The organism is Lysinibacillus sp. (assembly GCF_032093475.1).
In the GTDB taxonomy this organism is placed as follows: domain Bacteria; phylum Bacillota; class Bacilli; order Bacillales_A; family Planococcaceae; genus Lysinibacillus; species Lysinibacillus irui.
In genome coordinates this window covers 848-10848 of the sequence record NZ_DAMDAY010000143.1, presented here as the reverse complement: position 1 = coordinate 10848, position 10001 = coordinate 848, and the positions used below count along the sequence as shown (strand labels likewise).

The window sequence follows — 10001 nt, the reverse complement described above, 5'->3', positions numbered from 1 at the left end:
AAACTTGTATTGCCCCCACCTACATAAATAATATGTTGGGCAAGGATTCTTTCCCGAATGTTTTTATCACGCATATCATTTTGCAAAATATGAGTTGCTTCACAATGCTGAAACGCTGAATAAAACCTGTCGATATATCCCTGAGCATCATTACTTGCCGTCGGAATAAAACAAATATTGAGTCGTTCATTTGATTTACATTGCCGTAAAATATAATCATCGATAAATGAAGGAAAATTTTGTGAAAAACCTCCACCAGATAGCGCTATTATTTGTCTAGATATCTCCTTGTTTTTTCGTAATTCATATACTGCTTGTTCATGACCAAATCGTTCTAATACCTGGACTTTTTGCATTCCTAACTTTTCGAGTAAGAGACAAGATGCCTTGTTAGCTGTTTGTGTTTCCGCCACAATAGATGGTATATTCAGACAATTCATACCCTCCTCAATCACTTCAGTAAGAACCTCAAACGCCAACCCCCTCCCCCAATACTGAGGTAAAAATTGATAGGATAGCTCATATAAATCCTTATCATGATATTCATCGATTGAGACAAGACCTATAAATTCACCTGTCGTCCTTAAGGTAATATAAAAATATGTATTAGGAAATGGTGCTTCCACCATGCCCTTAAAGGAAGCCTCAATATAGCTATCATCAGGAACACCTCCAAGATAGGTTCTAACTTGTGTATTGGAGTATAGCGTGTGAATATCTTTGTAGTGATGCGGTTGTAATCGTTCAATGACACAATTATTTGTTTTAAACTTCATTTTTCTTCTCCCCTTCTTTATGTCAAAGTGTAATGCAATGATCAGCCAGAAATCAAACATTTTTTCCAAATATTACTTTAAGGTATGTAAAAAGGTAGTGATTAGCACTAAATGCTGTATCACTACCTAGTAATTATTGTCCGTACCGTTCAAGTAAACGTTGTGTTTTGGTTGATTGTTCGAGTGCTTTTTTCTCTTTGGCCCAATAGATCAAATATTGTCCATCACCAATGGTGAAGACCATTTCTTGCAATTCTTCATCTAATTCTGAACTAATGGCAACTTTTAATAGATCGACCTCATAGAGTGGCTTATCCTTTATTTTATAAACAATATGATAAGCTGGTTGTTCTTCAAAAATGGTTCTTTCTTTTTTAGAAAGGTCTCTGACATGGCTTAATGGATAATCCTCAATAAAGTCTCTTGCTTCATCGTTGGTAGCCTGAAATAAAGTCTTTTTCCCCTGTATTAATTCAATGGCGTCAATTTCGTTTGCATGATCTAAAATCTGGGAGATAGCCTCATCTTCATTTTTTTCTCTATATTGCATCGTAAAGGCACCAATTAATATAATTGCTGCAAATATGACAAGTCTCCATCTTCGTTTCGTCATTCTCTTACCCATTCAATGCCTTTTTAACAAATCGATTTATATCCACATCGGCACCAATCACAAGCATGATATCCCCTAATAAAATCTTATCACTTGCCTGAGGCGATACAATAATATCAGCACCACGTTTAAGACCCACAATGTTAATGCCATACTTCGCACGAATATCTAAATCCATAATAGAGTATCCCGCGATTGCGTCATTTGCCTTCAATTCCATAATAGAGTGTTCATCTGATAGCTCTAAATAATCTAGCACTGTATTCGATAACATATTGTTGGCAATACGAATACCCATATCTCGCTCTGGATGGACAACAAAATCAGCACCAATTTTACGCAAAACCTTTTCATGATAATCGTTTTGAGCCTTCACCGTAATTTGCTCAACACCAATCTCCTTTAATATGATTGTTGTTAATATACTCGCTTGAATATCTTCACCTATTGCTACAATCACATGCTCAAAATTTCGGATACCTAGTGAATTCAGTACCGATTCATCTGTTGAATCTGCAATGACAGCTTGAGTAGCAATAGAAGCAAATTCGTCTACACGCTCTGAAGAATGGTCAATCGCCATTACTTGTGCGCCCTGACTCATTAATTCACGAACAATACTTCCACCAAATCGTCCAAGCCCTATGACCGCAAACTCTTTTTTCATCATAAAAAATCCCTCCGAAAACTACTATAACACCATTGTAGCGTATTCTCTGCGATATGTATTGTCAAAACGAGAACGATTCGACAATAGAGGACAATGAAAAAAGACGAGGACCTGATCTAGATCCCCGTCTCCCCATATTTTATTATTCAGCGTTACGCATCTCATCTAGTACGCGGTTTACACGTTTTTCTAGCATTTTCATACCGCTACCACCAGCTTGCATATGACGAAGCTGACCATCTTTATCGAACACAAAATATGCTGGTACATATTGGTTTTCAAAAGCATCTGTTAGTTTCATTTCACTATCTACAAAGATAGGCTGTACAATATCATGCTCTGCAGCTACCGCTTTAATTGTGTCTAAGTCAGTATCTGCCTCAGAACGTGGCATATGTACTGCTACAACATTTAATTCATCTTTATATTGATCGCGGAAATTGTTAACATCTGGCATTGCCTCTTTACATAAATGGCAGCTTACTGACCAGAAGTGGATTAATGTTGGTTTTGCGCCAACTAAATCAGCTTTTGATACTTCACCATTTAACCATGTTGTTGCGCCTACTAGTTCGGGCATTTGTTCACGAAGTTTCATAAGAAATCCTCCTCTAATATATACATTGTTTTCGGATAGATAAATAACGGTCTATAAACCTTCCTAAACACAAAAATTCAGTTAAAAGTCCCCACAAGCTTGTCGTGGGGACTCTTAATTTGTTAACTAATAGCTGGACTCTGTTTTGATTATAGAGTTGCTTGACCTGGACGCCAGTTTGCTGGGCAAAGGCCGCCTGTTTGTAATGCTTGCAGTACACGTAATGTTTCATCAACATCACGACCGATGTTGTTATCGAATACTGTTTGGTATTTTAATTCGCCTTCTGGGTTAATGATGAATAAACCACGTAGTGCAATACCTTCTTCTTCAATTAATACACCGTATTCTTTAGATACTTGGTGGTTAGTATCAGCAGCTAATGGATATTTTAATTCTCCAAGACCATTTTGCGTACGGTCTGTGTTAATCCATGCTAAGTGAGTGTGGATTGTATCAGTAGAAACACCGATTACTTCTGCATCTAAGTCTTCGAACTCGTCATAACGATCGCTCATTGCAGTGATTTCTGTTGGACAAACGAATGTGAAGTCCATTGGATAGAAGAAAAGAACTGTCCATTTATCTTGTGATTTAATATCTTCTAAAGATACTTTTCCAAATGATTTGTCTGGAAGTACTGCTTCCATTGTAAAGTCAGGTGCTTGTTTACCTACCATGCGTTCTGCCATAATAAATCCCTCCGAATAAATATGTAGATTATATGTTCCATTCGCACAAGCGAACTCGTCTACTACGATAGCAGAGTAATCGTTGTTTTTCAAACAAGTAAACTCCGCCTGTTTGTACGATTAAAGTGGATTGACAAAAATTCGTCAAATACACAGTTGGAATTTCTACTACCGCTTATCTATTAGCTATTTTTAACAATATTATTCTACTCTATACAAAAATTTTCTCCTTAATTTTTATGCCTAATTTTTTTACAAATAGTAGCCATTTTTTTCACCAAAAACGATTGCAAATTTTTAATTATTATGTATAATTGTAATGGTTTTAGTAAACTAAAAGTTTCGTTAAAGTAAACTTCATATTTCTAAAGTTTATGATTGCTAAACTTCTTCTAGGAGGGAAAAGATGCAAATAGGAGCAAAAATTAAAGCGCTTCGTTTAAAAAAGGGTCTTACCCAAGAGGAACTTGGAGAACGTACAGATTTAAGCAAAGGATATATATCCCAATTAGAACGTGATTTGAACTCACCTTCTATTGAAACATTATTTTCGATTTTAGAAGTTTTAGGGTCAACACCTAAGGACTTTTTTGATGATGAATCACCTGAACAGAAGGTTGTTTATACAGAGGAAGATCAATCTACCTATACAGATGAAGAAAAAAAATATGAAATTCAATGGCTGATCCCCACATCCAATGAGAAAGAAATGGAGCCCATTTTCTTAACGTTTGCTGCTAATGGTGAGTTTAAACAGTTTGAGCCATCGCTCTCAGAAACTTTTATTTATGTGGTCAAAGGGCGTATTCGTCTCGTTTTAGGGAATGAACAGTATATCGCAAGTGAAGGTAATGCCCTTTATTTTGACGCGACAGACCATCATCAAATTTTTAATGCTCACGCTGCAGAAACGAAAATTTTACTCGTTGCAACGGATTCATATTTATAGCTAAGGAGGCACATCAATGACAACGAATTCAATTATCCGCTTTGAAAATGTTTCAAAGGCCTATAGTGACGGTACTGTCGTCTTAAAAAATATTAACTTAGAGCTTGAAAAAGGTAAATTTTATACACTGCTTGGTCCATCTGGTTGCGGGAAAACAACGATTTTACGTATTATTGCAGGTTTTACAGAACCAACAACAGGTGATGTGTTTTTCCACGATAAAAAAATTAATGCAGTGCCTGCCAATGAACGTCAGGTCAATACGGTTTTTCAAGATTATGCTCTGTTTCCGCATTTAAACGTTTTTGAAAATGTTGCATTTGGACTACGCATTAAGAAGCTGCCTGAAACTGAAATAAAAGAACGTGTCGCTGAAGCCCTGAAATTTGTCAATTTAGCAGGCTACGGCAACCGAGAAATCTCCGAGATGTCTGGTGGTCAACGTCAACGTGTGGCGATTGCACGTGCCATTGTCAATGATCCTGAAGTCATTTTACTGGATGAACCATTGTCAGCATTAGACTTAAAGCTACGTACTGAAATGCAATATGAATTACGTGAATTGCAGCAACGTCTTGGTAAAACCTTTGTATTTGTCACTCACGATCAAGAAGAAGCACTAGCGATGAGTGATGAAATTTTTGTCTTAAGTGAAGGGGAAATTCAGCAATCTGGTACACCAGTAGATATTTATGATGAACCAATTAATCGCTTCGTAGCTGATTTTATTGGTGAATCTAATATTGTGCCTGGTGTAATGATTGAAGATTTCAAAGTGGAGTTTACTGGCAAAATTTTCGAATGTGTCGACCAAGGGATGAAGCCAAATGAAAAAATTGATATTGTCATTCGTCCAGAAGATTTAGAAATGACAACAATTGAAAGAGGCAAACTTGTCGTAAAAGTGGATACTCAACTATTCCGTGGCGTTCATTATGAATTATCTACGTACGACAAGGATGGCAATGAATGGTTAGTTCATTCATTGAAAAAAGCAGAAGTAGGGACAGAAATCGGCTTAGACTTTGATCCTGAGGCGATTCATGTAATGCGTTTAAACGAAACAGAGGAAGAGTTCGATAAACGATTAGAGTCATATGGAGACGACGAAGATGCAAACTAAGACATCGAAATCAGCGTTATTTCCATATGTCTTATGGATTGCCTTTTTCGTTATCGCGCCAATTGCACTCGTTGTTTATTACTCCCTACTCGATTTACATGGCAATTTCACGCTCGATAACTATAAAGCGTTCTTTACTTCTGTTTATTTAAAGATGACATTGAGTTCGTTTTGGTATGCATTTTTAATTACATTCTTTACTTTAGTAATTTCATACCCAACTGCATATTTTCTAACGAAAACAAAGCATAAGCAACTTTGGCTACTGCTAATTATTATTCCTTCATGGATTAATCTATTGTTAAAAACATATGCCTTTATCGGTATCTTTGGTTTATACGGACCAATTAATGCATTTATCGAAGTTTTTGGCTTCGATCCAAAGCAAATGCTCTTTACGGATATTAGCTTTGTCTTTGTGTCAGTCTATATTTTTATTCCATTTATGATTTTACCGATCTTCAACTCGCTAGATCGTTTAAACCCAACACTTATTTATGCATCCCGTGATTTAGGAGCATCTGCCTTTACTACCTTCCGTCGTGTTGTTTTACCACTGACAATGGATGGCGTTAAATCTGGGATTCAAGTCGTCTTTATTCCTGCTCTATCACTGTTCATGATTACGCGATTAATTGCTGGGAACCGTGTTATTACACTTGGTACAGCGATTGAACAGCAATTCCTTGTGACACAAAATTGGGGCATGGGTTCAACTATTGCTGTGTTTTTAATTTTATTCATGGTAATCATTATGCTAATTACGGGACAAAAAGATAAAGGAGGTCGCGTACGATGAACAAACTATCTACATCAGCCAAAGTCTATTTAACGATTGTTTTTATCGTTCTGTATGCACCAATCTTCTATTTAATCTTTTACTCATTCAATAGTGGCGGTTCCATGAATAATTTCGAATCCTTTACATTAGAGCATTATCAGGCCGTTTTTGAGGATTCACGTCTACTCGTTATTTTAATTAATACTGTAATTGTTGCATTACTTTCTGCTTTAATTTCTACTATTATTGGGACGCTCGGGGCCATTGGTATTGTCACAGTCAAAGACTCAAAAATGCGCAATACTTTACTATCGTTAAACAATGTCTTAATTGTCAGCCCAGACGTTATTATCGGGGCAAGCTTCTTAATTTTATTTACAATGGTTGGCATTAAATTAGGTTTTGCTTCTGTTTTATTAGCACATGTCGCATTTAGTGTACCGATTGTTGTATTAATGGTTCTACCTAAACTACTTGAAATGAATAAATCATTAATTGATGCAGCATTAGATTTAGGGGCAACAAAAAAGGATGTCATGATGCGTGTTATTTTACCTTATATTCAACCAGGTATTTTTGCAGGCTTCTTCCTAGCTCTTACTTATTCATTAGATGATTTTGCCGTGACATTTTTCGTTACTGGTAATGGCTTCAGTACATTATCGGTTGAAATCTACTCAATGGCGCGTGCAGGAATTTCTCTAACGGTTAATGCTATTTCTGGTTTAGTATTCTTTGTTACTGTTTTAATCGTCGTAGGGTATTATTTCATTACAAGTCGTACAAGTAAAAGAATGGAGGGGCAACGATGAAGTCTTTAATTCAAGCAACCATCGCCATTCTTGTTGTTTCAGCCCTTTTATTCTATGCGGCGGACGCCTTAAGTGCAGGTGGCGGTAAAAGTGGAAAAAACACTTTAACGATCTTTAACTGGGGAGAATATATCGACCCTGACCTATTAAAGCAATTTGAAAAAGAAACAGGTATTCATGTCATCTATGAAACGTTCGACTCCAATGAGGCCATGATGACAAAAATTCAACAGGGCGGAACAGCTTACGATATTGCTGTCCCTTCTGAATATATGATTGAAAAAATGAAGGAAGAAAATTTATTGATTCCTTTAGATAAAACGAAAATCCCTAACTTAAAAAATATCGATCCTTACTTCTTAGATTTACCATTCGATGATGACAATAAATATTCCGTTCCTTATTTCTGGGGAACAGTAGGCATTGTTTATAATCCGAGTCTTGTTGGTAATTTAGATTTCTCTTCTTGGGAAGATTTATGGGATCCTTCATTAAAGCGTAAAGTCTTTTTAGTAGACGGTGCTCGTGAAGTCATTGGAATGGGCTTAAACAGTCTAGGCTATTCACTGAACTCATTAGATAATCACGAACTACGTGAAGCGACTGATAAGTTAATCACACTAGCACCCAATGTAAAAGCTATTATTGGTGATGAAATTACACCTTTAATGATCAATAATGAGGCATCTGTAGCCCTCACTTGGTCTGGGCAAGCAGCCGATATGATGTATGAAAATGAGGAACTAGATTTTGCTGTACCTGACGAAGGTTCGAATTTATGGTTCGATAATATGGTTATTCCCAAAACATCGAAAAATATCGATGGTGCCCATGCCTTTATCAACTTTATGCTAAGTGCTGAATCTGGTGCTCAAAATGCCGATTATGTGGGCTATTCTACGCCTAATATTGCAGCGATGGACTTAATGGATGAAGAAGTTGTTTCTGATGAACGCTATTACCCTTCAGAGGAACAACGAGAAACATTAGAGGTCTATAAAAACTTAGGGCCAGACTATTTAGGAAAATATAATGAATTGTTTTTAGAATTTAAAATGAGTATACGATAATTTAAACTAGCGAATTGGTTCACAAACCAATTCGCTAGTTTTTATCTGCATGCATATTCATTATAGTTGAAAAGCAATTCAGCTCTTTCTGTCACAGAAACTTTAGTATATGACCACATTCCACCGATTTTTCACATACCCCTTCTATCATGCAATTGTCAAATGAATAAGTTATTATTTAAAACTTAGAAATATAGCATCACATGTCTCTTAAATAACCTAAGAAGAAAACTTTTGTGGAAAACCATTCTAAATATCGAACCACTTCAATAATCTTAACTAATAGCCAAGCGATAATTCTTTATGATAGACTGTACTATATTTGATTACAAAAAAAGGGGGTTTATTCGATGACCCAGCAGAAGTCCAATAAGGCGGCTTTGTATATTTTAATGTTTAACATGTTTATCGCAATGGGGAGTATTGGGATTATTATTCCTGTCATGCCTGAGTACTTAAAAATATTCGGTGCAGCAGGACAAGTTCTAGGTATGCTTATTGCAACGTTCGCCTTAGCTCAATTCGTATTTTCTCCAATTGCTGGGAATCTTTCGGATCAGTATGGTCGAAAAAATTTAATTATTTTCGGTCTTATCGTGACAGGTCTTGCACAAATCGGCTTTGGCCTTGCTACAGACGTATGGATGCTCTTTCTAGCACGCTTTTTAGGTGGTCTTGGTTCTGCATTTGTTGCACCTCCTATTATGGCTTTTGTAGCAGACGTCACAACCTATGAAGAACGTGGGAAAGGAATGGGTATGTTAGGTGCTGCTATGTCTCTCGGTTTTATGATAGGACCTGGTATTGGTGGCTTTTTGGCAAAGGTAAGCTTACACTTCCCATTTTTCACAGCTGGAGCTGCTGCCATTGTAGCATCTATTTTATCTTACTTTTTATTACCTTCTACCAAACCAAACACTGCTCAGCAGAAACAAAAGCAAGACAATCTGGCGAAGCAAATGGCTCGTTCCATACATATGCCTTATTTTGTTATGCTAATAATTATGCTCGTGTTCTCGTTCGGCATTGCTAATTTCCAAACGACTTTGTCCTTATTCGTGACAGAAAAGTTTAATTACACACCCGTAGATATCGCGATTATTTTAGTTGTCGGTGGTGCTTTTGGGGTCATTGTACAAATGTTTATTATTACACCACTATTTAATCGTTTTGGTGAAATGAGAGTCGTATTAGTCAATTTATTTATTGCATCCGTTGCTATTTTCTTAATATTATTCGTTTCTGGCTTTGCCCTTATATTAGTTGTAGCAACTATTTTCTCTACAGCAACAACACTAATTCGACCAGCTGTTAATACGCTAATCTCAAAGCTTGCAGAGAAAGAACAGGGATTTGCTGCAGGCTTGAATAATGCTTATATGAGTCTTGGTAATATGATTGGACCAGCATTAGCAGGTCTATTATTCGACTGGAATATGAACAGCCCGTATATTTTTGGCTCCATCATATTATTAGCATGTTTCTTCCTTGCGCTTGTCTGGACATTGAAAAAAGCACCTCATTTAATGCATCCAGATACAAAGTAGTCTGAAAAATCATTGACTATTTTTAGCAGTATGTTACATTAATGTTGGTCAACTAATTAAATAAAATTAACCACTAGGGGAGTCTTTAAAAGGCTGAGACGTATATGTTTAGATACGGACCCTTTGAACCTGATCTAGTTCATACTAGCGGAGGGAAGTGGCGCTACTTGCTATTATCATTGTATACGCGAGGCCGCTTCCTATTGTTTTTAGGTAGCGGCCTTTTTATTTCCCTAGTGAAACTTTATCAAAAGGAGTGAACTTGATGTCAATTCGTAAATTAACGGTCATGGCTTTATTAGTAGCTATTGCCGTAGCAGGCTCTACCTTTGTCTCCATCCCGACAGGAATTGCACGTGCCTTTCCCATC

11 protein-coding genes, 1 pseudogene and 1 riboswitch are annotated in these 10001 nt (G+C 36.7%); of the genes and pseudogenes, 7 read left to right on the top strand and 5 right to left on the bottom strand.

Going from position 1 to position 10001, the window contains the following annotated elements; all coding sequences use genetic code 11:
• From RT445_RS21045 to RT445_RS21025, 5 genes are all read right to left on the bottom strand, one after another.
• A partial coding sequence (locus tag RT445_RS21045) for a GNAT family N-acetyltransferase (RefSeq protein WP_313471496.1) occupies window positions 1–776 on the bottom strand: 776 nt, incomplete at its 3' end.
• Between the two features lie 133 nt (window positions 777–909).
• Window positions 910–1389 carry a hypothetical protein gene (locus RT445_RS21040; RefSeq protein ID WP_312504763.1) on the bottom strand — a complete coding sequence of 160 codons (480 nt, stop codon included), beginning with the start codon at window positions 1387–1389 and terminating at the stop codon, window positions 910–912.
• Window positions 1390–1393: 4 nt separating this feature from the next.
• Complete coding sequence (locus RT445_RS21035; RefSeq protein WP_031418843.1) at window positions 1394–2056, bottom strand: potassium channel family protein; 663 nt, start codon at window positions 2054–2056, stop codon at window positions 1394–1396.
• 145 nt (window positions 2057–2201) lie between these two features.
• Entirely contained in the window at window positions 2202–2657 is a 456-nt protein-coding gene (locus tag RT445_RS21030) for a TlpA family protein disulfide reductase (protein WP_274795778.1), read from the bottom strand.
• 149 nt (window positions 2658–2806) lie between these two features.
• A complete protein-coding gene (locus RT445_RS21025; protein WP_274797273.1) occupies window positions 2807–3349 on the bottom strand; it encodes a peroxiredoxin in 543 nt (180 codons plus the stop codon).
• A 406-nt stretch (window positions 3350–3755) separates the two neighbouring features.
• On the opposite strand from RT445_RS21025, the gene RT445_RS21020 reads away from it, so the two are divergent.
• The 7 genes and pseudogenes from RT445_RS21020 to RT445_RS20990 form a co-directional block, all read left to right on the top strand.
• Window positions 3756–4298 (top strand): helix-turn-helix domain-containing protein, encoded by a 543-nt coding sequence (locus RT445_RS21020; protein ID WP_274795777.1) that lies wholly within the window; start codon window positions 3756–3758, stop codon window positions 4296–4298.
• Between the two features lie 16 nt (window positions 4299–4314).
• On the top strand, window positions 4315–5421 hold the full coding sequence (locus tag RT445_RS21015; RefSeq protein ID WP_312504765.1) for an ABC transporter ATP-binding protein: 1107 nt from the start codon (window positions 4315–4317) through the stop codon (window positions 5419–5421).
• On the top strand, window positions 5411–6220 hold the full coding sequence (locus tag RT445_RS21010; protein ID WP_274795775.1) for an ABC transporter permease: 810 nt from the start codon (window positions 5411–5413) through the stop codon (window positions 6218–6220). The genes RT445_RS21015 and RT445_RS21010 overlap by 11 nt, the downstream gene beginning before the upstream one ends.
• The gene (locus RT445_RS21005; RefSeq protein ID WP_274795773.1) at window positions 6217–7014 is read left to right on the top strand and encodes an ABC transporter permease; all 798 of its coding nucleotides are present in this window, start codon (window positions 6217–6219) and stop codon (window positions 7012–7014) included. Before RT445_RS21010 ends, RT445_RS21005 begins: the two co-directional genes overlap by 4 nt.
• Window positions 7011–8084, top strand: coding sequence for an ABC transporter substrate-binding protein (locus RT445_RS21000; protein WP_274795772.1), 1074 nt, complete (start codon window positions 7011–7013; stop codon window positions 8082–8084). Before RT445_RS21005 ends, RT445_RS21000 begins: the two co-directional genes overlap by 4 nt.
• 350 nt (window positions 8085–8434) lie before the next feature.
• Window positions 8435–9631: an MFS transporter gene (locus RT445_RS20995; protein WP_313471495.1), complete on the top strand. Its 1197-nt coding sequence runs from the start codon at window positions 8435–8437 to the stop codon at window positions 9629–9631.
• A 65-nt stretch (window positions 9632–9696) separates the two neighbouring features.
• Window positions 9697–9804, top strand: a riboswitch (TPP riboswitch).
• A gap of 92 nt (window positions 9805–9896) precedes the next feature.
• A pseudogene (locus RT445_RS20990) lies at window positions 9897–10001 on the top strand (energy coupling factor transporter S component ThiW); the annotation flags it as partial.